Here is a 26,303-nt window from a genome sequence, read left to right as displayed (position 1 = left end):
CGTCTACACTACAGGCAGGAGGCTCTATGACCCTGTCTTTTACATCCCGCTGGCGTGACGAACTGCCAGCCACATATACAGCACTTTCTCCAACTCCTCTGAGTCATGCCCGCCTGATTTGGCATAACGATGCGCTGGCGCAGCAGCTGGCGATACCACCTTCGTTGTTTGATATGGAAAACGGCGCAGGCGTGTGGGGTGGCGAGTCATTACTGCCCGGCATGTCGCCTTTGGCTCAGGTTTATAGCGGCCATCAGTTTGGCGTCTGGGCCGGCCAGCTCGGTGATGGACGCGGTATTCTGTTAGGCGAACAACTGCTGGCGGACGGCAGTACGCTTGACTGGCACCTGAAAGGCGCCGGACTAACGCCATACTCCCGCATGGGCGACGGGCGAGCAGTGCTGCGCTCAACGATCCGTGAAAGTCTGGCCAGCGAGGCGATGCACTATCTTGGCATCCCCACAACGCGGGCGCTGTCTATCGTCACCAGCGACACGCCTGTTTATAGGGAAACAGTTGAATCCGGCGCGATGCTCATGCGTCTGGCGCAAAGCCATATGCGTTTCGGTCATTTCGAACATTTTTACTATCGGCGTGAGCCGGATAAAGTCCGTCAGCTGGCCGATTTTGCGATTCGCCATTACTGGCCGCAATTTCAGGCGGAAGAGGACAAGTATGCGCTCTGGTTCCGGGACGTTGTGGCGCGCACGGCGAGGTTGATTGCTGACTGGCAAACGGTAGGTTTTGCGCATGGCGTGATGAACACCGATAACATGTCTGTACTGGGGCTGACGATAGATTATGGTCCTTTCGGTTTCCTGGATGATTATCAGCCAGGGTTTATCTGTAACCACTCCGATCACCAGGGGCGCTATAGCTTCGATAATCAACCGGCTGTCGGATTGTGGAATCTGCAACGCCTGGCGCAAACCCTGTCGCCGTTTATGCCGGTCGATACGCTGAATGATGCGCTGGATGGCTATCAGCTGGCGCTGCTCACGCGCTACGGGCAGCGCATGCGGCAAAAACTGGGCTTCTTTACCGAGCAAAAAGAGGACAATGCGCTTCTCAACGAGCTTTTCGCCCTGATGGCGCGCGAAGGCAGCGATTATAGCCGAACGTTCCGTATGTTGAGTCAGACTGAGCAACAGAGCGCGGCATCGCCGCTGCGTGACGAATTTATCGATCGCGCGGCCTTTGACGGTTGGTTCAGCCATTACCGGGCGCGTTTACAGCAGGAGCAGGTGGATGACGCAACGCGTCAACAGCACATGCAGCGCGTGAATCCTGCGGTGGTGCTGCGCAACTGGCTGGCGCAACGCGCGATAGCCAGTGCTGAGCAGGGGGATATGGGCGAATTACATCAACTGCATCAGGTTCTGCGCGACCCCTTTACCGACAGAGATGACGATTATGTCAACCGTCCGCCGGACTGGGGTAAACGGCTGGAAGTCAGTTGCTCAAGCTGATTGCTACTTGGTCAACAGCAACTTACCTGCCTGCGTCTTGCGCAGCAGGTATTCCTGGCCGTCATGATCGATGATGACTTTGCCTTCAGGGCCTAACAATGTCTGGCTGCTGATACGCCGCTCGGCAGCAGGGGAAGGGGGCACGCTGTCTCTTTCCTTAAAATGAAGTAACTCAATGTCGTCCATAAGTGGCATATCGCTAATTAATAATAATCAGTTTAACAATGATTATTATTATCAATATTGTGTATGGCGACAGCAAGTGTTAATTCTGGTAGCAAATCAGGCGAGTGGGGAATGCGTGGAGGGGAAAGAAGCGCGCCCATCCCCGCGAGGATGGGCATGATGTCAAAAACGGCTATCAACCGCTGAGGCAAGTTTTTCTAACAGTAATTCAGTATCTTCCCAGTTCAGGCAAGGGTCGGTAATGGACTGACCGTACACCAGCGGCTGACCGCTGACGATTTTCTGCGTACCTTCACGCAGGAAACTTTCGGCCATGATCCCGGCAATTGCGGTAGAACCGTTACGGATTTGCTGGCAGATATCATCACAAACTTCTAACTGGCGGCGATGCTGCTTCTGGCAGTTACCGTGGCTGAAGTCCACCACCAGGTGTTCCGGCAGACCAAACTCATGCAGCGTATCGCAGGCGGCAGCGATGTCTTCCGCGTGGTAATTCGGTTTTTTACCGCCGCGCATGATGATATGGCCGTACGGGTTCCCGCTGGTCTGATAAATCGTCATCTGGCCTGTTTTATCCGGCGAGAGGAACATATGGCTGGCGCGCGACGCGCGAATCGCATCAACGGCGATGCGCGTGTTGCCATCTGTCCCGTTTTTAAACCCAACCGGGCAGGAGAGCGCGGAAGCCATTTCACGGTGAATCTGGCTTTCCGTCGTGCGCGCGCCAATGGCGCCCCAGCTGATCAAATCGGCAATAAACTGGCCGGTGACCATGTCGAGAAATTCGGTGGCGGTGGGGACACCCAGCTCATTGACCTGCAACAGCAGCTTGCGCGCCAGTTCGAGGCCATGATTTACGCGGTAACTGCCATTTAAATCGGGATCGGAGATGAGGCCTTTCCAGCCCACAACCGTGCGCGGTTTTTCAAAATAGGTGCGCATAACGATTTCCAGACGCGCCTGATGCGTGTTGCGCAACGTTTGCAAGCGCGTTGCGTATTCCATCGCAGCGTCCAGATCGTGAATTGAGCAGGGGCCGATGATCACCAGCAGGCGGCGATCTTCACCATTTAATATTTTTTCAATCCGGCGTCGGGAGTCAGTAACGTGGCTGGCGACGGAGGATGATACAGGATGACGTAGCGCTAGCTCAGCAGGGGTGACCAGGCTGTCAATACGCGCGGTACGCAGTTCGTCGGTTCTGTTCATTACAAGTCTCAGAAATTTGTTGCTTCAACGGCAGGACTACCGGGAAGTGATGGGCATCACAATAACACACTTCAACCTTCACCTGCTGATTTCAAATGCGAGGCATTTCACACCTCGCAAGCAGAGCGGCATGATAGCAAAAAATTGAACTCTTGCACTAGTTTGTTAGTACATTCGACGATTCAGCCCCATGATGTCGAGAATCTTGGTGGCAATTTCTTCTACCGAATAGTTAGTACTGTTCAGGCAAGGGATCTGATTTTTACGGTAGAGCGCTTCAACTTCCGCAACCTCCATCCGGCACTGGCGTAGCGATGCGTAGCGGCTGTTTTCACGGCGTTCCTCGCGGATTGCCGCCAGGCGTTCCGGGTCAATGGTCAGGCCAAAAAGCTTATGCTGTAGCGGTTTAAGCGACGTCGGCAACACCAGGTTATCCATATCGTCAGCAATAAAGGGGTAGTTCGCCGCCCGGATGCCAAACTGCATCGCCAGATAGAGGCTGGTCGGCGTTTTGCCGCAGCGTGAAACCCCCAGCAGGATCACCTGCGCCTGATCCAGATTGCGCAAGGAGATCCCATCGTCGTGCGCAAGGGTATAGTCGATTGCCGCGATACGCGCGTCATACTTGTTGAGGTTCCCGGGGTTAAGCCCGTGGGTGCGATGCGCGATTGGCGTTGGGTCGAGCTTCATTTCCTGCTGTAGCGGCGCCACCAGCGCCTGCACGATGTCCTGACAGAACCCTTCGCTTTGTAAGATGATGGCGCGAATTTCCGGCAGAACAATCGAATAGAACACCAGCGGACGCACGCCGGTTTGCTGATAAATCGCGTCGATCTGATCTTTCACGGCCCTGGCGCGACTCTCGTTTTCAACGAACGGCAGCGTAATGCTGCTGATGGTCACAGGGAATTGCGACATCACCGCATGACCCAAAACCTCGGCGGTGATGGCCGTACCATCGGAAATATAAAAAACATGGCGATCAACAACATTATCCATTTTGTTTATCCTGAGGAGCAAACATAATTATCTGAAAGCATAAATTAAAATTTGCCAGAAGCGTATATCACGATGCTTATTTTATAAAATGAAACGCTATTTTTATATTAAGTGAAAAGTGCATTTCATTTTTCGGAACTTATGTTTATACCGACAGTTTTTGGGGAGATCGCCCGTCGCCCGCGGGTTTGCGCAAATGCGTAAACAATCTGAAAAAATAAAAAATAAATCTGCTTGAACGATTCACCGTTTTTTTCAGGGGTTTAAATATGCAAAGATAAATACGCAATAATGTAGTTTCTAAACTCGTTCATTTATCACAAAAGGATTGTTCGATGTCCAACAATGGCTCGTCACCGCTGGTGCTTTGGTATAACCAACTCGGCATGAATGATGTAGACAGAGTTGGGGGCAAAAATGCCTCCCTGGGTGAAATGATTACTAACCTTTCCGGTATGGGTGTTTCCGTACCGAATGGTTTTGCAACGACCGCCGATGCGTTTAACCAGTTTCTGGATCAAAGCGGCGTAAACCAGCGTATTTATGAACTGCTGGATCAAACGGATATTGACGATGTCACCGCGCTGGCGAAGGCCGGCGCGCAGATCCGCCAGTGGATTATCGACACTCCTTTCCAGCCAGAGCTGGAAAACGCTATTCGCGATGCCTATGCACAGCTCTCTGCGGATGATGCGCAGGCGTCTTTCGCCGTGCGCTCGTCCGCAACGGCTGAAGACATGCCGGATGCCTCTTTCGCCGGCCAGCAGGAAACCTTCCTCAACGTGCAGGGTTTCGATGCGGTGCTGGTGGCGGTGAAACATGTTTTTGCTTCGCTGTTTAATGACCGCGCTATCTCTTATCGCGTTCACCAGGGGTATGACCATCGCGGCGTCGCGCTCTCCGCTGGCGTACAGCGGATGGTGCGCTCCGACCTGGCCTCGTCCGGGGTTATGTTCTCTATTGATACCGAGTCCGGTTTCGATCAGGTGGTGTTTATCACTTCAGCCTGGGGTCTGGGCGAGATGGTGGTGCAGGGCGCAGTTAACCCGGATGAATTCTATGTGCATAAACCGACGCTGGCGGCGAATCGCCCGGCGATCGTTCGTCGCACGATGGGGTCGAAAAAAATCCGAATGGTTTACGCGCCAACCCAGGAGCACGGCAAGCAGGTCAAAATTGAAGATGTGCCGCAGGAACAGCGCGACATCTTCTCGCTGACCAACGAAGAAGTGCAGGAACTGGCGAAACAGGCCGTACAGATTGAGAAACACTACGGTCGCCCGATGGATATCGAATGGGCGAAAGACGGCCATACCGGCAAACTGTTTATTGTACAGGCTCGCCCGGAAACCGTCCGTTCTCGTGGTCAGGTAATGGAGCGCTACACGCTGCATGCGCAGGGGAAAGTGGTCGCGGAAGGCCGCGCCATCGGACATCGCATTGGCGCGGGGGCGGTTAAAGTCATCCACGACATTAGCGAAATGAACCGTATCCAGCCTGGCGACGTGCTGGTGACTGACATGACCGACCCGGACTGGGAACCGATCATGAAGAAAGCGGCGGCCATCGTGACCAACCGTGGCGGTCGTACCTGCCACGCGGCCATTATTGCCCGTGAGCTGGGGATTCCGGCGGTTGTCGGCTGCGGCGACGCGACGGAACGCATGAAGGATGATGAAAACGTCACCGTTTCTTGCGCCGAAGGCGATACCGGCTATGTCTATGCAGACCTGCTCGACTTCAGCGTCAAAAGTTCAAGCGTGGATACCATGCCCGATCTGCCGTTGAAAGTCATGATGAACGTCGGTAACCCGGATCGCGCCTTTGACTTCGCCTGCCTGCCAAATGAAGGTGTTGGCCTGGCGCGTCTCGAATTTATTATCAACCGAATGATTGGCGTGCATCCTCGCGCACTGCTGGAATTTGATGACCAGGACGCGAAACTGCAAAACGAAATCCGCGAGATGATGAAAGGCTTCGATTCACCGCGTGAGTTCTATGTTGGTCGTCTGACAGAGGGCATTGCGACGCTGGGCGCGGCATTTTATCCGAAACGCGTTATCGTGCGTCTGTCGGATTTCAAATCGAACGAATACGCCAACCTGGTGGGCGGCGAGCGTTACGAACCCGATGAAGAGAACCCGATGCTGGGCTTCCGTGGCGCCGGTCGCTATGTCTCCGACAGTTTCCGCGATTGCTTCGCGCTGGAATGTGAAGCGGTGAAACGCGTGCGCAACGATATGGGACTGACCAACGTGGAGATCATGATCCCGTTCGTACGTACCGTTGAGCAGGCGAAAGCGGTAGTTGACGAGCTGGCGCGTCAGGGGCTGAAACGGGGTGAGAACGGGCTGAAGATCATCATGATGTGTGAGATTCCGTCCAACGCCCTGCTGGCTGAACAATTCCTGGAGCATTTTGACGGCTTCTCGATTGGTTCTAACGACATGACGCAGCTGGCGCTGGGTCTGGATCGCGACTCCGGCGTGGTTTCTGAACTGTTCGATGAGCGCAACGAGGCGGTGAAAGCGCTGCTGTCGATGGCGATCCGCGCGGCGAAGAAACAAGGCAAGTATGTCGGCATCTGTGGTCAGGGGCCGTCCGATCACGAGGACTTCGCCGCCTGGCTGATGGAAGAGGGAATCGACAGCCTGTCGCTGAACCCGGACACCGTCGTACAGACCTGGTTGAGTCTGGCTGAACTGAAAAAATAAGCGTCAGCGCTGATTCTAATCCGCAACGGCTCCCGTAAAAAGGAGCCGTTTTTTTTTGCGATGCGCGCTATCCCGCCCGACGTCATGCGTGGGCATATCAGAATTGTTGGCGGTGGAGAAAAGGGGTGTGAGGGCAGGCACTTAAAAAAAGGCCCATCGTGGGAGATGGGCAAAGACTACACACAGCAATTCGTTGTTTCACTCAGGGGATTTCCATGCTTATAAATCAAGGCGTTGATTTATAACCGTGCCCTAATAGTAGGCGTGGAGATTTTTTGCGTCGATCAGATTCGTCCCAATAGTTTAAAAACTATGAAGAATTTGCGACGTAAATGAATTACGTAAGGAGGATTACGCCATAAGGCAGGTTGGTCAGGATGCTAATTGATGAGCAATGCTAAAGTATCGGCCGACCGAACGCGTCGATCGGCCGATGGGGTTTATTTATGGCTGTCCTCAATCTCCCCCAGTTCTTCGAGGAGTTCGTCAGGGTCGTTTCCCGGCGCGGGCACTTCATGCACCCATGCGGAGAACAGACGCCAGGAAACCGCCAGCAATACCGGACCGATAAACAGACCGATCATTCCAAAGGCAATCAGCCCGCCGATAACGCCAGAGAGAATCAGGATCAGCGGCAGATCTGCGCCCATACGAATCAATACCGGGCGAATCACGTTATCCAGCGTTCCGACCACGCAGCTCCACACCAGCAGTACCGTGCCCCAGGTCGTATCGCCCGTCCAGTACAGCCAAATGATTGCCGGGATTAACACCGGTAACGGCCCCAGTTGCACCAGGCAGGAGAGGATCATGACGACCGTCAGCAGCGTTGCGTAAGGCACGCCGGAAATGGCGAGGCCAATCCCGCCGAGAATTGCCTGAACCAGCGCGGTGACAACCACACCCAATGCAACGGCGCGGATGGCCTGGGCCGCCAGTAGCACGGCGGCATCACCGCGTTTCGCGGCCAGACGACTGGCGAAGTGGCGGATGCCCAATGCCACCTGTTCGCCGCGCCAGTACAGCAGGGCGCTGAACAGCAGCATCAGACCACAGTGCATCATAAAGCGACCGATATGCGCGGCCTGACCCACAAACCAGGTCGTGGTGGTGCCAATATAAGGACGCACTTTCGCCATGATCGCCGTGCCGCCCATATCCAGCAGGTTGTGCCACCCGGCATACAATTTGGCGCCAATCAGCGGAATACTGTTTAACCAGGCCAGGTCGGGCAATGTCATGTCGCCGGCGGTGACGGCGTGGATGAGCGGGCCGCTACCGTCCACGATACTGTTGACCAGCAGGGCGATGGGAATAATGAACAGCAGAACCAACAACAGCGTCATAACCAGAACGGCCAGAGAACGGCGGCCCCAGAGTATTTTCTGTAAACGTAACAAAACGGGCCAGGTCGCAATAACGATCGTTCCCGCCCATGCAAAACCAAGGACAAAGGGACGCACAATCCACAAGCAGGCCACGATCATGATGGCTAAAAACAGCACCGACAGCAGCACTTGCGCGATATCCCTGGGCTGACGAAGATTTACCATAAATACCTTTTCACCTTTTCTGTGCGTCAGAACGTTGACGCGACGCGAACACGCGAACCTTACCCCATAATGATGAGCAATTTCAGCGGTTTTTAACAGGCGGATTCTGCCTGTAATTCTGCTGGGCGTGTAAGAAAAAAATGTGATACAACAAACAGAGCAACACGCAAACGATTAAATTCACAATACAGACCGCAGGAAAGGGTCACTATAATGATTCCACAGATTTCTCAGGCACCTGGCGTCGTTCAGCTGGTGCTCAATTTTTTGCAGGCGCTGGAGCAGCAAGGGTTTACCGGCGATACGGCAACGAATTACGCCGATCGTCTGACAATGTCGACAGATAACAGTATCTATCAGCTTCTTCCTGATGCTGTGGTTTTCCCGCGTTCAACGGCGGATGTGGCGCTTATCGCCCGTCTGGCGGCAGAGTCGCGCTTCGCCTCATTGATTTTTACCCCGCGCGGCGGCGGCACCGGCACCAATGGTCAGGCGCTGAACCAGGGCATTATCGTTGATATGTCCCGCTATATGAGCCGCATTATTGAAATTAACCCGGAAGAGGGCTGGGTGCGGGTCGAAGCCGGGGTGATCAAAGATCAACTCAATCAGTATCTGAAGCCGTATGGCTACTTCTTTGCCCCGGAGCTTTCGACCAGCAACCGTGCGACCCTCGGGGGGATGATTAATACCGATGCGTCCGGTCAGGGGTCGTTAGTTTACGGTAAGACATCCGATCATGTGCTGGGCGTTCGCGCGGTATTGCTGGGTGGCGATATTCTGGATACCCAGGCAATGCCGGTCGAACTTGCGGAAACGCTCGGTAAAAGCAACACCGCGATCGGTCGCATCTATAACACCGTATACCAGCGTTGTCGGGAAAACCGACAGCTGATTATTGATAAGTTTCCCAGACTCAACCGCTTCTTAACGGGCTACGACTTACGCCATGTCTTTAACGATGAGATGACGGAGTTCGACTTAACGCGCGTGCTGACCGGTTCTGAAGGCACGCTGGCGTTTATCACGGAAGCGCGTCTGGATATTACTCCGCTGCCTAAAGTTCGCCGTCTGGTGAACGTCAAATATGACTCTTTTGATTCCGCGTTGCGTAACGCGCCCTTTATGGTCGAAGCGCGGGCGCTCTCGGTGGAAACCGTCGATTCTAAAGTGCTTAATCTGGCGCGGGAGGACATCGTCTGGCACTCCGTCAGTGAGCTGATTACCGATGTGCCTGATAAAGAGATGCTGGGCCTGAACATCGTCGAGTTCGCCGGGGATGACGAAGCGGCTATTGATGCTCAGGTGAGCGCCTTGTGCCAGCGTCTGGATGAGCTGATTGCTCGCCAGGAAGCCGGAGTGATCGGCTGGCAGCTGTGCGCGGAGCTGGCGGGCGTGGAGCGTATCTATGCCATGCGGAAAAAAGCGGTTGGTCTGTTGGGTAATGCCAAAGGCGCGGCCAAACCGATTCCGTTTGCGGAAGATACCTGTGTGCCGCCGGAACATCTGGCCGACTATATTGCTGAATTCCGCGCGCTGCTCGACGGTCATGGCTTAAGTTATGGCATGTTCGGGCATGTTGATGCCGGGGTGCTGCACGTCAGACCCGCGCTGGATATGTGCGATCCGCAACAGGAAATTCTGATGAAGAGTCTTTCCGATGATGTGGTGGCGCTCACCGCGAAATATGGCGGTCTGCTGTGGGGCGAGCACGGCAAAGGTTTTCGTGCTGAATATAGCCCGGCGTTTTTTGGCGAGCAGCTTTATGGCGAACTACGCAAAGTGAAGGCGGCGTTCGACCCGCAAAACCGCCTGAACCCCGGAAAAATTTGTCCGCCGGAAGGCATTGATGCGCCGATGATGAAGGTCGATGCGGTGAAACGCGGTACTTACGATCGGCAGATTCCACTGGCGGTGCGTCAGGTCTGGCGCGGGGCGATGGAGTGTAACGGCAATGGCCTGTGCTTCAACTTTGACGCCAAAAGTCCGATGTGCCCGTCAATGAAAATCAGCCTGAATCGCATTCACTCTCCCAAAGGGCGTGCGACGCTGGTGCGTGAATGGTTGCGCCTGCTGGCCGACCGTGGGGTTGATCCGCTACAGCTGGAAAAAGAGCTGCCGGAAAAACGCGCCAGTCTGCGGACGTTAATTGCCCGTACCCGCAACAGTTGGCACGCTCGTAAAGGCGAATATGATTTCTCCCATGAGGTGAAGGAGGCGATGTCGGGTTGCCTGGCGTGCAAAGCCTGCTCGACACAATGTCCGATTAAAATAGACGTGCCGGAGTTCCGCTCACGCTTCCTGGCGCTTTACCACACGCGCTACCTGCGTCCGCTGCGCGATCATATGGTGGCGACGGTCGAAAGCTATGCGCCATTAATGGCGCGGGCGCCGAAAACCTTTAACTTCTTTCTCAATCAGCCGTTGGTGCGAAACCTCGCGAAGAAACATATCGGCATGGTGGATTTACCGCTACTTTCGACGCCGTCGCTGCAACAGCAAATGGTCGGGCACCGTTCCGCCAATATGACGCTGGAGCAGCTTGAACTCCTGAGTCAGGAGCAAAAAGAGCGTACGGTGCTGGTGGTGCAGGACCCGTTTACCAGTTACTACGATGCGCAGGTGGTGGCGGATTTTATCCGGCTGGTGGAAAAGCTCGGCATTCAGCCTGTATTGCTGCCGTTCTCGCCAAATGGCAAGGCCCAGCACATCAAAGGGTTCCTTAACCGATTTGCGAAGACGGCGAAGAAAACGGCCGAATTTCTCAATCGGGTGGCGCAGCTGCGTATCCCGATGGTCGGTGTCGACCCGGCGCTGGTGCTTTGCTATCGTGATGAATACAAACAAACCCTCGGTGAACAGCGTGGTGATTTCCACGTACAGCTGGTGAATGAGTGGCTGCCGACGGTGCTGGCGTCCCGACAGCCTCTTGCCGTGAGCGGTGAGCCCTGGTATTTCTTTGGGCATTGTACCGAAGTGACGGCATTGCCTGGCGCACCGGCGCAGTGGGCGGCCATTTTTGCGCGCTTAGGGGCGAAGCTGGAGAGCGTCAGCGTAGGCTGCTGCGGCATGGCGGGTACTTACGGCCATGAAGTGAAAAATCATGAAAATTCGCTGGGGATCTATGCGCTGTCGTGGCAACAGGCGATGGCGCGACTGCCGCGCAATCGCTGCCTGGCGACCGGTTACTCTTGCCGCAGCCAGGTAAAACGCGTTGAAGGCACCGGGGTTCGCCATCCATTACAGGCACTACTGGAGATTATTGGATGATCTGGAAACGTAAAGTCACGCTCGAAGCGCTGAACGCTCTGGGCGAAGGGAACATGGTGGGGCTACTGGATATTCGCTTTGAGCATATTAGCGACGATACGCTGGAAGCAACGATGCCGGTGGATAGCCGTACAAAGCAACCTTTTGGTCTGCTACACGGCGGCGCGTCCGTTGTGCTGGCTGAAAGTATCGGCTCGGTTGCGGGCTATCTGTGCACGCAGGGCGAACAGAAAGTCGTGGGGCTGGAGGTGAATGCCAACCACGTTCGCTCAGCGCGCGAAGGGCGCGTCAGAGGGGTGTGCAAAGCGCTGCATACCGGCTCTCGTCATCAGGTCTGGCAGATCGATATTTTTGATGAGCAGGGACGGTTGTGCTGTTCTTCACGTCTGACAACTGCCGTTGTGTGACGTTGTCACAAAATATCTTTATCGCTGACTGCTTTTGGTCAAAATGTGTGCAGAAAAAAGTGTTATACTGTGCACGTTTTGAACATAAGCGAGGATGATATGTCTACCGATTTAGACCCAACCCAACTGGCAATTGAATTTTTACGCCGTGATAAAACCGAGCTTTCTCCAGCCCAGTATTTGAAGCGCTTAAAACAATTAGAGCTGGAATTTGCCGATTTACTCACGCTCTCTTCCTCTGAGCTAAAAGAAGAGATTTACTTTGCCTGGCGTCTGGGCGTTCATTGATTCCGCACTGTTTTATCGCTCGGTGAATTAACACTAACAGAAAACCCCGACACGCTCTGCCGGGGTTATTTTTTGGGCTATGAGCGGCGGTTTACCACTTCATTTCACCGGTATTCACTTTCGCACTCAGCGTCAGGGAACTTTCGTCAGCGAGGCCAGGCCAGGCGGCGGTCATCGTTTTGATGACATACTCTGACCCTTTTTTCGCCTCAAGCGCTTGCTCAAAGGATTGCAGGTAATCCTGCGTGAAGCGTATAGCGGCGTCGCCTGCTGGACGCTCACCGATATAGTGACCCGGAATCACCTGGGTCGGCTGCAAACTGTGCATCTCTGTCAACACATGACGCCAGGCCGCACGCTGCTCAGGAGACTGGGTATCCGCCGTCCAGACATGGATACCGGATGCGATTCCCGTTCCGCCAAGTATTGCGCGGTTCGCCGGGACCCAGACGTAAGCGGCGTAATCGTTCGGGTGGCGCAGTTCCAGCGTTTCCCCATCAATCGTAAATTGTGTCTCGGTGGTTGCCTGCGGGATGGTGAGCGCCGCTGGCGCGCCATCTTTCATTTGCGGGCCCCAGTATTGCAGTTTGGCGTCTTTCGTTGCGCGAATGTGTTCCACCACATGCGGCGTCGCCAGAACTTTCACGTTCGGGAAGGCTTTTACAATCGGTTCCAGACCAAAATAGAAATCTGGATCGCCGGAGGTAATCACGATGGCTTTCAGCGACTTGCCGCTCTTTTTAATCATTTCGACCAGCTTTTCCCCGTCTTTGGTACTGAACTGCGCGTCGAATAAAATGGCTTCTTTAGGGCCAGAGACCAGCGTGGAAGAGACCGGGAAAATCGCGTTTTCCTGCGGATTATAGACGTCGAGTTGCAGCGGGGCGGCGAACAATGGCGCGCTAGTCAGCGACAGCAGAAGTGCCAGCGTTTTGATTTTCATTCTGAGTGACCTTATCGGCAGATGATGTTGATTTATTTACATGGCTTATTTTAAGCAAATCTCGATCTGTTAAAATTCCTCTATCAGGACATGCTGAGTTTCATAAAACGATCGGATGGAAGGTTATGGACAGAGTGATGGCGGCAACGGTGTTTAACCATATCTGCGATTTGGGTAGCCTGAGCGCGGCTGCGCGCGCATTAGGGATCTCCAGGCCGATGGTGAGCCGTTATCTGGATGAAATGGAGAAATGGGCCGGAGCCAGACTTATTCATCGTTCGTCGCGCCGCCTGACGATCACGCCTGCCGGAGAAGACGCGTTGATGAAAACGCGAACGCTGGCGCGGCTTTCCCTGGATATTGCGAGGGCGACCGGGCGAGAGGTGCCGTCCGGCACGTTGCGCGTCGCCTGCGCCCATTTCACCGCGATGCATATTCTTGCCCCGATGCTGCCCGCTTTTTTAGCGCGTTACCCTGAATTGCGCATTGAAGTGGAGATTAATAATCAGCCTGTCAGTTTAGTGGGGGAGCGTATTGATGTGGCGATACGCATTACCGATAACCCTGAGCCAGGGACAATTGCGCGTCGGCTTGGTGACTGTGAGTCTGTGCTCTGCGCGTCTCCTGACTATCTGCATCGCTATGGCACGCCGCAGACGCCGGAGGCGCTGGCGCAACACAATTGCCTCTATTACAGCGGATTTGCTGGAAAATCCTGGCATTTTCTGGATGAGCAGGGAGAACCGATCTCTGTTGCGATCAAGGGCAACCTGAGCGCCGGAATCTCTTCGCTTTTGTGTGAAGCGGCGCTGGCAGGGATGGGGATTGCGCTGGTGCCGGAAAAAGAGGCGCGAGAGGGGCTGGCGCAGGAGAAACTGGTTCGCTTGTTGCCCCATCTACAACCGCGGCAATTGGCCGTATACGGTTTATACCTTTCCCGTGAGCATCAGCCCGCCGCGCTACGCCTGTTTCTTGAGGCGGTGCAGGGCGCGATGCGCGACGGTGAAGCCTGTTCCTGACGCAGCATAAGGCGTATAAAAATTGTGCAGAAAGCAAGATCTGTTAAATACGCGATGCAAACTTATGAGAATATTCTTACACCCCTTCAAGAGCTAAGCCTGAAATGAGTGCCGGAGATAAGCGCCGGGTGGGGCAACGAACGATCGGTGTTATGCATACAACACCGATCGTTCGTTGTTAATTACTCCGTTCTTTCCGTTCTTTCTTTTTCACGTTAGTGGATTTGCTAATCCGACGGCTGTTTGAGCTATTGTTTAGCACCGTCATCGTCCGCTTTTGACCCCCATTTTTATTGATAACCCTATCTCAAAAATAGGCATTTTCGATACATATTTAATTTTTTAACCTGCCGCGCTGTTTACTCTTCTTAAATGCTTTATCTATCAATGTATTGAATAAAATAATCCATCACTGATAACCCTCGAAACAGGGTCTATGCTTAGTAAAAGTGGTCAAAAAGGGCGGTTAACCCGAATGACCCTTCTGTCAGAGGGTTGAAGTGATAATCATTATCACTAACATGGTGTTATGCCCTGGTGGCTTATTACACGAGGTGGACCTATGGAATTGCATTCAGGAACATTTAATCCAGACGATTTTGCATGGCGTGGCCTGACGCTAACGCCTGAGGCGGCGGCGCATATTCGTGACCTGGTCGCGAAGCAACCCGGTATGCTTGGCGTACGTTTAGGCGTGAAGCAGACGGGGTGCGCGGGATTTGGTTACGTGCTGGATACCGTCAGCGAGCCGGAAAAGGACGATCTGTTGTTTGAAACGGAGGGCGCGAGGTTGTACGTGCCGCTTCAGGCCATGCCGTTTATTGACGGGACAGAGGTCGATTATGTGCGCGAAGGATTAAACCAGTTATTTAAATTTCATAACCCGAAAGCCCAGAACGAATGCGGCTGTGGCGAAAGCTTCGGGGTATAGGCGGTACTATGTCTCGTAATACTGAAGCAACTGACGATGTCAAAACCTGGACCGGTGGTCCACTGAATTATAAAGAAGGCTTCTTCACCCAGTTACAGACTGACGAGCTGGCAAAAGGCATCAGCGAAGAGGTCGTGCGTGCGATTTCCGCCAAGAGAAATGAGCCGGAGTGGATGCTGGAGTTTCGCCTTAATGCGTACAAAGCCTGGCTTGAAATGGAAGAGCCGCACTGGCTGAAAGCGCACTACGATAAGCTGAATTATCAGGATTACAGTTATTACTCTGCGCCATCGTGCGGTAACTGCGATGAGACGTGCGCGTCAGAACCGGGTGCAGTACAGCAAACCGGTGCGAATGCGTTTCTCAGCAAAGAGGTGGAAGACGCCTTCGAACAGCTTGGCGTACCGGTACGTGAGGGTAAAGAGGTGGCGGTGGATGCCATTTTCGACTCCGTTTCCGTTGCCACCACCTACCGGGAAAAGCTGGCGGAACAGGGCATCATCTTCTGTTCGTTTGGCGAGGCGATTCACGATCACCCTGAGCTGGTGAAGAAATATCTGGGCACCGTGGTGCCGGGTAATGACAACTTTTTTGCTGCGCTGAACGCTGCGGTAGCGTCTGACGGCACCTTCATTTATGTGCCGAAAGGCGTTCGTTGCCCGATGGAGCTGTCGACCTATTTCCGAATCAACGCGGAAAAAACAGGGCAGTTCGAACGCACCATTCTGGTGGCGGATGAGGGCAGCTACGTCAGCTACATCGAAGGGTGTTCTGCGCCAGTGCGCGACAGCTACCAGCTGCACGCGGCGGTGGTAGAGGTGATCATCCACAAAGATGCCGAAGTAAAATATTCCACCGTGCAAAACTGGTTCCCCGGCGATAACAACACCGGCGGGATACTGAACTTCGTCACCAAGCGCGCGCTGTGCGAAGGTGAAAACAGCAAGATGTCGTGGACGCAGTCCGAAACGGGGTCGGCCATCACCTGGAAATACCCGAGCTGCATTCTGCGCGGCGATAACTCCATCGGTGAGTTTTACTCTGTGGCGCTGACCAGCGGTCATCAGCAGGCCGACACCGGCACCAAAATGATCCACATCGGTAAGAACACCAAATCGACCATTATTTCAAAAGGGATCTCCGCCGGGAATAGCCAGAACAGCTATCGCGGGCTGGTGAAGATCATGCCGACGGCAACCAACGCCCGTAACTTTACCCAGTGCGACTCAATGCTGATTGGCGCGGACTGCGGCGCGCACACCTTCCCGTATGTCGAGTGTCGTAATAACAGCGCCCAGCTTGAGCACGAGGCGACGACGTCGCGGATCGGTGAAGATCAGCTCTTTTACTGCCTGCAACGCGGCATCAGCGAAGAGGATGCCATCTCGATGATTGTTAATGGCTTCTGTAAAGACGTCTTCTCTGAACTGCCGCTGGAATTTGCCGTTGAAGCGCAAAAATTGCTGGCAATCAGCCTTGAACACAGCGTCGGTTAAGTATTAAGGAAAGCACATGTTAAGCATTAAAGATTTACAGGTCAGTGTGGAAGATAAAGCGATTCTGCGCGGTCTGGACCTCGACGTCAGACCCGGAGAAGTGCATGCCATTATGGGGCCGAACGGTTCCGGGAAGAGTACGCTTTCCGCGACGCTGGCGGGCCGTGAAGATTATGAAGTGGTTGGCGGCTCTGTCGAATTTAAAGGCAAAGATTTACTGGAACTGTCGCCAGAGGATCGGGCGGGCGAAGGCATCTTTATGGCGTTCCAGTATCCGGTAGAAATTCCTGGCGTCAGCAACCAGTTTTTCCTGCAAACAGCGCTGAATGCCGTGCGCAGCTATCGTGGTCAGGAGTCGCTGGATCGTTTTGATTTTCAGGATCTGATGGAAGAGAAAATCGCGCTTTTGAAGATGCCGGAAGATTTGCTGACCCGTTCGGTGAACGTGGGCTTCTCCGGCGGTGAGAAGAAACGTAACGATATTCTGCAAATGGCGGTGCTGGAGCCGGAACTGTGCATCCTTGATGAGTCTGACTCCGGGCTGGATATTGATGCGCTGAAAATTGTCGCGGAAGGCGTCAACTCGCTGCGTGACGGTAAACGATCATTCATTATCGTGACGCACTATCAGCGTATTCTGGACTACATCAAACCTGATTACGTCCACGTCCTGTATCAGGGGCGGATTGTGAAGTCCGGCGATTTCACTCTGGTCAAACAACTGGAGGAGCAAGGATATGGCTGGCTTACCGAACAGCAGTAACGCGCTGCAACAATGGCACCATCTGTTTGAGGCGCAGGGCGAATCCCGCTCGGCGCACGCGCAGCAGCATTTACAACAGATGCTGCGCCTGGGGCTGCCGACGCGTAAGCATGAAAACTGGAAATACACGCCGCTGGAAGGGTTGGTCAGTAGCCAGTTTGTCAGCCGTTTTGCCGAGGTTACTCAGGAACAGCGCGACGCGCTGGCGCTGGATATCGACGCTGTGCGTCTGGTGTTTGTTGACGGCCAGTTCAGCCCGCAGCTTAGCGACAGCGCTACAGCCAGCGGTTTCGACATTGCGATCAACGACGAACGTCAGGCGCTGGGCGCACCGGTTCAGCCGGAGGTTTTCCTGCATCTGACGGAAAGCCTGGCGCAGAGCGTGACGCACATCAGCGTTAAGCGCAACCAGCGGCCCTCTAAGCCGTTGCTGCTGATGCACATCACGCAGGGGTTGGAAGGCGATGAGGTCAACACTGCGCACTACCGCCACCACCTGGAACTGGCGGAAGGGGCAGAGGCAACGGTGATAGAGCACTATGTCAGCCTTAACGCGGCACGGCACTTTACCGGGGCGCGTCTGACCATGAACGTGGCGGCGAATGCGCATCTGCACCACATCAAACTGGCGTTTGAAAACCCGGTGAGCCATCACTTTGCCCATAACGACATTCTGCTGGCGGCGGATGCAAGCGCGCACAGCCACAGTTTCCTGTTGGGCGATGCCGTGCTGCGACATAACACCAGCACCCAGTTAAACGGTGAAAACACCACGCTGCGGATTAACAGCCTGGCGATGCCGGTGAAAAACGAAGTGTGTGATACCCGTACGTGGCTGGAGCACAACAAGGGTTACTGCAACAGTCGTCAGTTGCATAAAACCATTGTCAGCGATAAAGGTCGGGCGGTATTCAATGGCTTGATCAACGTGGCGCAGCACGCCATTAAAACCGACGGACAAATGACCAATAACAATCTGCTGCTCGGTAAACTTGCCGAGGTGGACACCAAACCGCAGCTGGAGATTTACGCCGATGACGTGAAATGCAGCCACGGGGCGACGGTAGGACGGATTGATGACGAGCAGATGTTCTACCTGCGTTCACGCGGGATTGGAGAGCAGGATGCCAGACAGATGATTCTCTACGCGTTTGCCGCTGAGTTGACGGAAGCCCTCGGCGATGACGCGCTTAAACAACAGGTGCTGGCGCGAATAGGGCTTCGCCTGCCGGGAGGCATAGCATGACATTTCCCATCGAAAAAGTGCGGGCTGATTTTCCCGTCCTGACGCGTGAAGTCAACGGGCTGCCGTTGGCGTATCTGGATAGCGCGGCCAGTGCGCAAAAGCCCAACCAGGTGATTGACGCTGAGGCGGAGTTTTACCGTCATGGCTATGCGGCGGTGCACCGGGGCATCCATACGCTGAGCGCGCAGGCCACCGAGAAGATGGAAAATGTGCGTAAACAGGCATCGCTGTTCATTAACGCCCGTTCAGCGGAAGAGCTGGTGTTCGTGCGCGGGACGACAGAGGGCATCAACCTTGTTGCCAACAGCTGGGGGCCGGAGAATGTTCGGGCTGGCGATAACATCATCATCAGCGAGATGGAGCACCACGCCAATATCGTCCCCTGGCAGATGCTGTGCGCGCGTACAGGGGCGGAACTGCGCGTCATTCCGCTCAATACGGACGGCACGTTGCAGCTGGATACGCTCCCGTCGCTGTTTGATGAGCGTACCCGACTGCTGGCTATCGCGCATGTGTCGAACGTGCTGGGAACGGAAAACCCGCTTCCTGAAATGATCGCGCTGGCGCATCAGTATGGCGCGAAAGTGCTGGTCGATGGCGCGCAGGCGGTAATGCACCATGCGGTGGATGTTCAGGCGCTGGATTGTGATTTTTACGTTTTCTCCGGGCATAAGCTGTATGGCCCCACCGGTATCGGCGTGCTGTATGTCCGGGAAGAACTGCTTCAGGATATGCCGCCGTGGGAAGGCGGCGGTTCGATGATTGCGACCGTTAGTCTGACGGAAGGGACGACCTGGACCAAAGCGCCCTGGCGTTTTGAGGCGGGGACGCCGAACACGGGCGGAATTATCGGCCTTGGCGCCGCCATTGAATACGTTTGCGCGTTAGGGCTGGCGGAAATCAGCGAATATGAACAAAACCTGATGCACTATGCGCTGGAACAGCTGGCGGACGTGCCGGAGTTGACGCTATATGGCCCGGCTAACCGGCTGGGGGTCATCGCCTTTAATCTGGGCAAACACCACGCCTATGACGTGGGCAGCTTCCTCGACAATTACGGTATTGCCGTACGAACCGGCCATCACTGCGCAATGCCGCTGATGACGTATTACAACGTTCCCGCCATGTGCCGGGCGTCGATAGCAATGTATAACACCCATGAAGAAGTGGATCGTCTGGCAACCGGGCTAAAACGTATTCATCGCTTACTGGGATAACAGGGAGACGCTATGGCTGCGCTACCAGATAAAGAAAGATTGCTGCGTAATTTTCAGCGTTGCGCCAATTGGGAAGAAAAGTATCTGTACATTATTGAACTGGGGCAGCGTCTGGCGGAATTAAATGAGCAGGATCGTCGCCCGGAAAATAGTATTCAGGGATGTCAGAGTCAGGTATGGATTGTTATGCGTCAGAACGCTGACGGCGTTATTGAATTGCAGGGCGACAGCGATGCAGCAATAGTAAAAGGGTTAATTGCCATCGTCTTCATTTTGTATCATCAGATGACGCCACAGGATATTGTGAATTTTGATGTGCGGCCGTGGTTTGAAAAAATGGCGCTGACGCAACATCTCACGCCCTCCCGTTCACAAGGACTGGAAGCAATGATTCGCGCGATCCGCGCCAGAGCCGCAACTCTTAGCTAAACTGAAAAGACGTAGAACGCCAGATGGCGTACAGTTCTACGTGACTCGTAGGCCGGATAAGGCATTTAACCGCCATCCGGCAAAACGCCAGGGGGGTGGATATGAAACGTGCGTCTCTCATTGCAGTTACACTTTTCGGCGCTTACAGCGCATTTCAGGCGGCCTGGGCAGTGGATTACCCCTTGCCGTCAGTAAACAGTCGCCTTGTCGGGCAGAATCAAACCTATACCGTGCAAGCGGGGGATAAAAACTTACAGGCGATTGCCCGGCGTTTTGATACGGCCGCAATGTTGATCCTGGAGGCAAATAATACCATCGCGCCGGTCCCTAAACCGGGGACGCCGATTATCATTCCATCTCAACTGTTATTACCCGATGCGCCGCGTGAAGGCATTATTGTGAACCTGGCGGAGTTACGACTCTATTATTTCCCGCCGGGTGAAAATAGTGTTCAGGTTTACCCTATCGGTATTGGTTTAGAGGGGCTGGAAACGCCGGTAATGGCGACGCGCGTCGGGCAAAAAATCCCGAATCCGACCTGGACGCCGACGGCAGGTATCCGCAAACGCTCGCTTGAACGCGGCATTACGCTGCCGCCGGTGGTGCCCGCCGGGCCAAATAACCCGTTAGGACGCTTCGCCCTGCGCCTGGCATACGGCAACGGTGAGTATCTCATTCACGGCACCAATGCCCCGGACAGCGTCGGGTTACGCGTCAGTTCCGGCTGTATTCGGATGAACGCGCCAGACATTAAAGCTCTGTTTGCGCAGGTCAGAACGGGAACGCCGGTACGGGTGATTAACGAACCGGTGAAATTCGCCGTGGAACCAAATGGAATGCGTTACGTTGAAGTACATCGCCCGCTGTCGCCTGAAGAGGAGCAAAACGTACAGACGATGCCGTATGTGCTGCCAGCAGGCTTTACGCAGTTTAAGGCGACTCAGGAGGTGGATGAGCGTCTGGTGGAAAACGCGCTGTATCGCCGGGCGGGATATCCAGTTGCCGTTACATCAGGGCAGGCGCCGGTAGCTTCTGGTCGCTCAGTGGTGGAGTCCGCGCAAAACAGCCAACCCGGAAGCGGCGTTGAAACCCAGGCAACGCAGTAGCAGAGAAGGGAAAACACAGGCAAAAAAAATGGCGCACAATGTGCGCCATTTTTATTACACAGGTACTATTACTTACGGTATTTAGTAGCCTGGTTGTCCAGACGCTGGTTAGCGCGAGCTGCGTCGTCTTTAGCAGCCTGAACGTCGGAACGCATTGCGTTCACGTCGTTGCTCAGCTGGTCAACTTTAGCGTTCAGAGTCTGAACGTCAGAAGACAGCTGATCGATTTTAGCGTTGCTGGAGCAACCAGCCAGCAGAGTAGAACCCAGGATTACCGCGCCCAGTACCAGTTTAGTACGATTCATTATTAATACCCTCTAGATTGAGTTAATCTCCATGTAGCGTTACAAGTATTACACAAACTTTTTTAGGTTGAGAATATTTTTTTGACGGGAATGCACTTATTTTTGATCGTTCGCTCAAAGAAGCATCGAATTGAGCTAAAATGGCTAAAAAACCGAGTGAAAACAGAATCCTTCCATCGGATTCGTCTTAGATAATCTGCGATTAGATAGTGAAATCCGATTTGATTTTTTATTAAGAGTGGCTATCGATTAAATAAAAAAAGCGCCGCGAGGGCGCTTTTTATTCAGAAAATTAATTCACACAGGAATTATTACAGGACGTGAACAGATGCGGTGTTGGTCGTGCCGCTCGGTACCAGCGCGCCGGAAACCATGACCACAACGTCGCCTTTCTGGCCCAGACCGCTCTGTAGAGCGACTTCTTTACCCAGACGGTAGAAGTCGTCAGTAGAGTTAATTTCTTTCACCAGCTGCGGCACAATGCCTTTGCTCAGCACCAGCTGACGCGCGGTCACTTCGTTGGTGGTCAGCGCCAGGATGGTAGCGTCCGGGAAGTATTTACGCACTGCGCGAGCAGATTTACCGCCCTGAGTTGCAACGACAATGACCGGCGCTTCCAGTTTTTCGGCAGTTTCAACCGCGCCGCGGCACACCGCTTCGGTGATGCGCAGTTTACGGCTGTCGTTATTGAAGTCCAGACGGCTGGTCATCACGCGGTCAGTACGCTCGCAGATGGTCGCCATGATGGTGACGGCTTCCAGCGGGTATTTTCCTTTTGCGGATTCGCCGGACAGCATCACTGCGTCGGTGCCGTCGAGGATGGCGTTCGCCACGTCGCCAGCTTCTGCGCGGGTCGGACGCGGGTTCTTGATCATGGAATCCAGCATCTGGGTCGCGGTGATAACGACTTTACGTGCGCGGATACATTTTTCGATGATCATCTTCTGCGCGAAGATAACTTCTTCAACCGGGATCTCAACGCCCATGTCGCCACGAGCAACCATGATGCCGTCAGACGCTTCGAGGATCTCATCGAAGTTGTTCAGGCCTTCCTGGTTTTCGATCTTGGAGATGATCTGGATGTTCTCGCCGCCGTGCGCTTTCAGGTGCTCACGGATTTCAACAACGTCAGAACGCTTACGGATAAAGGACGCGGCAACAAAGTCAACGCCTTGTTCGCAGCCGAAGATCAGATCCTGTTTGTCTTTTTCAGCCAGTGCTGGCAGCGCGATGGAAACGCCCGGCAGGTTAACGCCTTTGTTTTCGCCCAGGTCGCCGTTGTTCAGCACTTTACAGATAACCTTGTTACCTTCGATCGCGGTGACTTCCATGCCGATCAGACCATCGTCAACCAGTACGGTGTTGCCTACGGACAGGTCAGAAGTGAAACCTTCATAAGTGACGGCAACCATTTCGCTGTTGCCGATAACGGATTTGTCCGTTGTGAAAGTGAAGGTCTGGCCCGCTTTCAGGGAGACGTCATTACCACCTTCCAGCTTAATGGTACGGATTTCCGGGCCTTTGGTATCGAGCAGGATTGCGGCTTTTTTACCGGTTTTGCTCATTACGTTGCGCAAATTCTTGATGCGCTGACCGTGTTCTGCATAGTCACCGTGAGAGAAGTTCAGACGCATAACGTTCATGCCTGCGTCCAGCATTTTGGTTAACATCTCTTCAGATTCGGTTTTCGGACCGATGGTGCAAACAATTTTCGTCTTTTTCATGACAGTCTTAGTCTTTAAGTTGAGAAGGATATGGAAATCTGGCTTCAGGGGCGCACGGCCTTGAAGCTAAACCTGTGTTGCGAAAGTGGTGTTGCCTCGCTCTAAGGATAGGTGACATCGAAAGAGCGTGCAGAGGAATGTGTGCTCGTGTTTCAGCCCAACGGGATGGCGTGTTTTTTAGTCGTTGAGTTTTGCAGTCCAATGCGCTGAAACCATTCAAGAGACAATTGGCGCGCATTATACGCTGAAATTTACACAAAAGGAAAATGAAAACAGCGTTTCAAAAAACATCTGTGCAGATTCACAACAAATTGTTATTAAAGCGTTAATTATGATCCTTGCGTTGTGCCGCCCGGGAAAGGGCGGCGTTGCGCAACTACCCGGCGAGCGCCTGAGCTAAATCGTCCTGCAAATCCTGAACATCTTCAATGCCCACTGACAGGCGAATCAATTGCGGAGTGATGCCATTCGCCAGACGCTGCTCAAGCGGAATAGAGGCGTGAGTCATGGTAAACGGCTGGCTGACGAGGCTTTCAACACCGCCCAGGCTTTCCGCCAGGGTGAATAATTTCAGCCGTGTGATAACGTCAGTGGCGCGCTGGTCATCGCCTTTTATGACGATGGAGATCATCCCGCCGAACTGTGACATCTGCTGGCGCGCAAGGGCATGCTGAGGATGCGACGCCAGCCCCGGATACCAGACGTGTTCTACCGCCGGATGTTTTTCCAGCCATTGCGCCAGCGTCAGCGCATTGCCGCTGTGCCGCTCAATTCGCAAGGCCAGCGTGCGAATACCGCGTAATGTCAGAAAACTGCTAAATGGGTCCAGTACGCCGCCGACGGCGTTTTGCAGATAACCCAGCTGTTGTGCGAGCGCCGGGTTGTCCCCGACGACCGCCAGTCCGGCGACGACGTCTGAATGGCCGTTCAGGTATTTCGTCGCGGAATGCACCACGATATCGAACCCCAGATCAAGAGGACGATGGATCAACGGCGAAGCGAAGGTGTTATCGGCCACGCTGATAAGCTGGTGGCGACGCGCGATATCGGCAATGGCCGCCAGATCGGCCAGTTTTAGTAACGGATTTGTCGGCGTTTCTACCCAGATCATGCGGGTATCAGGACGAATCGCGGCTTCAATACCGGCCAGATCGTCAGGTTTTACCCAGCTAACCTGTAGTCCGGCGCTGCGACGGCGCACATTTTCAATCAGTCGATAGGTGCCGCCATAGACATCGTCAATCGCCACCAGATGGCTGTCTTTATCGAGAAGTTCAAGCACGGTAGCGATGCCCGCCAGACCGGACGCGAAGGCATAACCTTGCGTACCGCCTTCCAGCTCGGCAATGGCGGTTTCCAGCGCATGGCGCGTTGGGTTGCCGCTGCGTGAATATTCATATCCGGTATGCTGACCCGGCGCGGGTTGCGCAAACGTCGATGTCGCATAAATCGGCGGCATAACGGCGCCGTGCGCGTCAGAAAAGGTTCCGCTATGGACGCTAAGTGTGGAATACGATTTCATGAGAGTTCCTTATTTATCCAGGCGGTTGCGCCAGTGGGTGAGCACATCGCTACGGGTGACCAGACCGAGGAACTGGTCGTTGTCGACAATCACAGCCACCTGGCCGCGATCAAAAATAGGTTTCAGCGCGCTTTCCGGTTCGCGTTTATCAAGCCGGACTACCTCGCGCGTCATTGCTTCTTTTACCGGGAGGGAAAAACGCGGGTTATCGCCCTGAATATGCGTAATCAGGTCCCATTCGTCGATAATGCCGATAAGCTGATCCTCCTGAAGAACCGGCAACTGCGAAATATCGTACAGGCGCATACGCGCCAGCACGGTCGCCAGCGTATCGTCCGGCGCGGCGGTCACGGTTGCCCCTTCGTCATGACGTAAGGCGATGAAGTCGCTCAGATCGCCAGCCTGTGGCCGGGTGATGAGCCCTTGCTGGCGCATCCAGTCATCGTTAAACATTTTCGAGAGATACTTGTTGCCGCTATCGCAGGCGAAGGTCGCCACGCGCTTTGGCTGCGTCTGCGCCTGGCAGTAGCGCAGGGCGGCGGCGAGCAGCGTACCGGTCGATGAACCGGCAAGGATGCCTTCGGTTCTGAGCAACTCGCGCGCCGTGGCGAAGGCGTCTTTATCGCTGATGCGAAAGGCCTGTAAAACGGATTCGATGTGGGCGAGCGGCGGAATAAAGTCCTCGCCAATCCCTTCAACCAGCCAGGAACCGGCGGTGCCGAATGTGCCTGTCTCGACCTGATCGGCAAGGATTGAACCGGCGGGGTCGGCCAGCACGAACTCCGTGTGCGGGGAGTGTTCGCGAAACCATGCCTGTAAACCGCCCAGCGTGCCGCCGGAACCGACGCCGACCACGATGGCGTCAATGCGGCCATCCATCTGGGCAAACAATTCGGGGGCGGTGGTGGAAGCATGCGCCAGCGGGTTCGCGGCGTTGTTGAACTGATCAATATAGAAGGCGCCGGGTGTCTCCTGCGCCAGACGGCGTGCGTAATCCTGATAATAGGCCGGATGACCTTTGTTGACGTCTGAGCGGGTTAATACCACCTGTGCGCCAAGCGCGCGTAAATGGAAGATCTTCTCACGGCTCATTTTGTCCGGCACGACCAGCGTCAGGGCATAACCTTTTTGCGCGGCGATCAGCGCCAGCCCCAGCCCGGTGTTGCCCGCCGTCGCTTCAATAATCGTGCCGCCGGGTTTTAGCAGCCCCTGTCTTTCCGCTTCATTGATCATAGAAAGCGCGACGCGATCTTTAATCGAACCGCCCGGATTCTGGTTCTCCAGTTTCAAAAAGAGTTCGCTTACGCCGCTATTCAGCTTATGCAACTGAAGCAGCGGCGTATTGCCAATCAGTTCCGTTACGGAGTGAAACGTTGTCATGGTGAATATCCGTCAGTGAATAACATGACGAAATAATAGGGTTGCCAAAATGCACGCCTAAAGAATGTTTGTCTGTGAATAAGAACAGAATGGAATATAAAACGCTATTTGGATGGCAGGACGTTTA

General features: G+C 54.2%; 23 protein-coding genes and 1 other RNA gene. 13 read left to right on the top strand and 11 right to left on the bottom strand.

From position 1 onward, the window contains the following. Positions 1–26: 26 nt before the first annotated feature. On the top strand, positions 27–1,469 hold the full coding sequence (gene selO, locus FD428_RS12010) for a protein adenylyltransferase SelO (protein WP_114848540.1): 1,443 nt from the start codon (positions 27–29) through the stop codon (positions 1,467–1,469). A 3-nt stretch (positions 1,470–1,472) separates the two neighbouring features. Here selO and hemP read toward each other — a convergent pair whose 3' ends face one another. The 3 genes from hemP to ppsR form a co-directional block, all read right to left on the bottom strand. Then, the gene (gene hemP, locus FD428_RS12005) at positions 1,473–1,664 is read right to left on the bottom strand and encodes a hemin uptake protein HemP (protein ID WP_012132598.1); all 192 of its coding nucleotides are present in this window, start codon (positions 1,662–1,664) and stop codon (positions 1,473–1,475) included. A gap of 153 nt (positions 1,665–1,817) precedes the next feature. Then, positions 1,818–2,864, bottom strand: coding sequence for a 3-deoxy-7-phosphoheptulonate synthase AroH (aroH, locus tag FD428_RS12000; RefSeq protein ID WP_012132596.1), 1,047 nt, complete (start codon positions 2,862–2,864; stop codon positions 1,818–1,820). A 165-nt stretch (positions 2,865–3,029) separates the two neighbouring features. Next, a complete protein-coding gene (gene ppsR / locus FD428_RS11995; protein WP_012132595.1) occupies positions 3,030–3,863 on the bottom strand; it encodes a posphoenolpyruvate synthetase regulatory kinase/phosphorylase PpsR in 834 nt (277 codons plus the stop codon). 335 nt (positions 3,864–4,198) lie between these two features. Between ppsR and ppsA the strand changes: the two genes are divergently transcribed. Next, positions 4,199–6,577 carry a phosphoenolpyruvate synthase gene (gene ppsA / locus FD428_RS11990; protein ID WP_012132593.1) on the top strand — a complete coding sequence of 793 codons (2,379 nt, stop codon included), beginning with the start codon at positions 4,199–4,201 and terminating at the stop codon, positions 6,575–6,577. 141 nt (positions 6,578–6,718) lie between these two features. On the opposite strand, the gene rprA is transcribed toward ppsA, so the two are convergent. Next, positions 6,719–6,826: antisense sRNA RprA (rprA, locus tag FD428_RS11985), an RNA gene on the bottom strand. A gap of 191 nt (positions 6,827–7,017) precedes the next feature. Beyond that, positions 7,018–8,130, bottom strand: a complete 1,113-nt coding sequence (ydiK, locus tag FD428_RS11980) for an AI-2E family transporter YdiK (protein ID WP_047457341.1) — start codon at positions 8,128–8,130, stop codon at positions 7,018–7,020. A gap of 213 nt (positions 8,131–8,343) precedes the next feature. On the opposite strand from ydiK, the gene FD428_RS11975 reads away from it, so the two are divergent. The 3 genes from FD428_RS11975 to FD428_RS11965 all read left to right on the top strand — a co-directional run bounded on the left by FD428_RS11975 (position 8,344) and on the right by FD428_RS11965 (position 12,095). Further along, positions 8,344–11,400 carry an FAD-binding and (Fe-S)-binding domain-containing protein gene (locus FD428_RS11975; protein WP_114848539.1) on the top strand — a complete coding sequence of 1,019 codons (3,057 nt, stop codon included), beginning with the start codon at positions 8,344–8,346 and terminating at the stop codon, positions 11,398–11,400. Then, the gene (gene menI, locus FD428_RS11970; protein WP_012132590.1) at positions 11,397–11,807 is read left to right on the top strand and encodes a 1,4-dihydroxy-2-naphthoyl-CoA hydrolase; all 411 of its coding nucleotides are present in this window, start codon (positions 11,397–11,399) and stop codon (positions 11,805–11,807) included. The genes FD428_RS11975 and menI overlap by 4 nt, the downstream gene beginning before the upstream one ends. Before the next feature lie 99 nt (positions 11,808–11,906). After that, positions 11,907–12,095, top strand: a complete 189-nt coding sequence (locus tag FD428_RS11965) for a YdiH family protein (protein WP_024130379.1) — start codon at positions 11,907–11,909, stop codon at positions 12,093–12,095. 91 nt (positions 12,096–12,186) lie between these two features. On the opposite strand, the gene FD428_RS11960 is transcribed toward FD428_RS11965, so the two are convergent. Further along, positions 12,187–13,038, bottom strand: coding sequence for a Vmh family MBL fold metallo-hydrolase (locus FD428_RS11960; protein ID WP_012132588.1), 852 nt, complete (start codon positions 13,036–13,038; stop codon positions 12,187–12,189). 125 nt (positions 13,039–13,163) lie between these two features. On the opposite strand from FD428_RS11960, the gene FD428_RS11955 reads away from it, so the two are divergent. The 8 genes from FD428_RS11955 to FD428_RS11920 all read left to right on the top strand — a co-directional run bounded on the left by FD428_RS11955 (position 13,164) and on the right by FD428_RS11920 (position 21,245). Continuing rightward, positions 13,164–14,057 carry a LysR family transcriptional regulator gene (locus FD428_RS11955; protein WP_114848538.1) on the top strand — a complete coding sequence of 298 codons (894 nt, stop codon included), beginning with the start codon at positions 13,164–13,166 and terminating at the stop codon, positions 14,055–14,057. Positions 14,058–14,619: 562 nt separating this feature from the next. Then, entirely contained in the window at positions 14,620–14,988 is a 369-nt protein-coding gene (gene sufA / locus FD428_RS11950; RefSeq protein WP_012132586.1) for a Fe-S cluster assembly scaffold SufA, read from the top strand. Between the two features lie 8 nt (positions 14,989–14,996). Then, entirely contained in the window at positions 14,997–16,484 is a 1,488-nt protein-coding gene (gene sufB / locus FD428_RS11945; protein WP_012132585.1) for a Fe-S cluster assembly protein SufB, read from the top strand. Between the two features lie 16 nt (positions 16,485–16,500). After that, complete coding sequence (gene sufC, locus FD428_RS11940) at positions 16,501–17,247, top strand: Fe-S cluster assembly ATPase SufC (RefSeq protein ID WP_012132584.1); 747 nt, start codon at positions 16,501–16,503, stop codon at positions 17,245–17,247. Further along, on the top strand, positions 17,222–18,493 hold the full coding sequence (gene sufD, locus FD428_RS11935; protein ID WP_114848537.1) for a Fe-S cluster assembly protein SufD: 1,272 nt from the start codon (positions 17,222–17,224) through the stop codon (positions 18,491–18,493). The genes sufC and sufD overlap by 26 nt, the downstream gene beginning before the upstream one ends. Continuing rightward, entirely contained in the window at positions 18,490–19,710 is a 1,221-nt protein-coding gene (gene sufS, locus FD428_RS11930; RefSeq protein ID WP_012132582.1) for a cysteine desulfurase SufS, read from the top strand. The genes sufD and sufS overlap by 4 nt, the downstream gene beginning before the upstream one ends. 12 nt (positions 19,711–19,722) lie before the next feature. Then, a complete protein-coding gene (gene sufE, locus FD428_RS11925; RefSeq protein WP_049011812.1) occupies positions 19,723–20,139 on the top strand; it encodes a cysteine desulfuration protein SufE in 417 nt (138 codons plus the stop codon). A gap of 101 nt (positions 20,140–20,240) precedes the next feature. Then, a complete protein-coding gene (locus tag FD428_RS11920; RefSeq protein ID WP_114848536.1) occupies positions 20,241–21,245 on the top strand; it encodes a L,D-transpeptidase family protein in 1,005 nt (334 codons plus the stop codon). Between the two features lie 68 nt (positions 21,246–21,313). On the opposite strand, the gene lpp is transcribed toward FD428_RS11920, so the two are convergent. From lpp to FD428_RS11900, 5 genes are all read right to left on the bottom strand, one after another. Then, positions 21,314–21,550: a murein lipoprotein Lpp gene (gene lpp, locus FD428_RS11915; protein ID WP_001082307.1), complete on the bottom strand. Its 237-nt coding sequence runs from the start codon at positions 21,548–21,550 to the stop codon at positions 21,314–21,316. A gap of 311 nt (positions 21,551–21,861) precedes the next feature. Beyond that, complete coding sequence (gene pykF / locus FD428_RS11910) at positions 21,862–23,274, bottom strand: pyruvate kinase PykF (protein ID WP_012132579.1); 1,413 nt, start codon at positions 23,272–23,274, stop codon at positions 21,862–21,864. A 7-nt stretch (positions 23,275–23,281) separates the two neighbouring features. Then, positions 23,282–23,476 carry a hypothetical protein gene (locus FD428_RS21850; protein ID WP_244264181.1) on the bottom strand — a complete coding sequence of 65 codons (195 nt, stop codon included), beginning with the start codon at positions 23,474–23,476 and terminating at the stop codon, positions 23,282–23,284. 174 nt (positions 23,477–23,650) lie between these two features. Further along, positions 23,651–24,796, bottom strand: coding sequence for a PLP-dependent aspartate aminotransferase family protein (locus tag FD428_RS11905; protein ID WP_012132577.1), 1,146 nt, complete (start codon positions 24,794–24,796; stop codon positions 23,651–23,653). A gap of 9 nt (positions 24,797–24,805) precedes the next feature. Continuing rightward, positions 24,806–26,176, bottom strand: a complete 1,371-nt coding sequence (locus tag FD428_RS11900) for a cystathionine beta-synthase (RefSeq protein ID WP_114848535.1) — start codon at positions 26,174–26,176, stop codon at positions 24,806–24,808. Positions 26,177–26,303: the final 127 nt, after the last annotated feature.

It is taken from the genome of Citrobacter sp. TBCP-5362, from assembly GCF_005406305.1.
Lineage (GTDB): Bacteria > Pseudomonadota > Gammaproteobacteria > Enterobacterales > Enterobacteriaceae > Citrobacter_B > Citrobacter_B koseri.
This window is presented reverse-complemented; position numbering and strand designations above follow the sequence as displayed.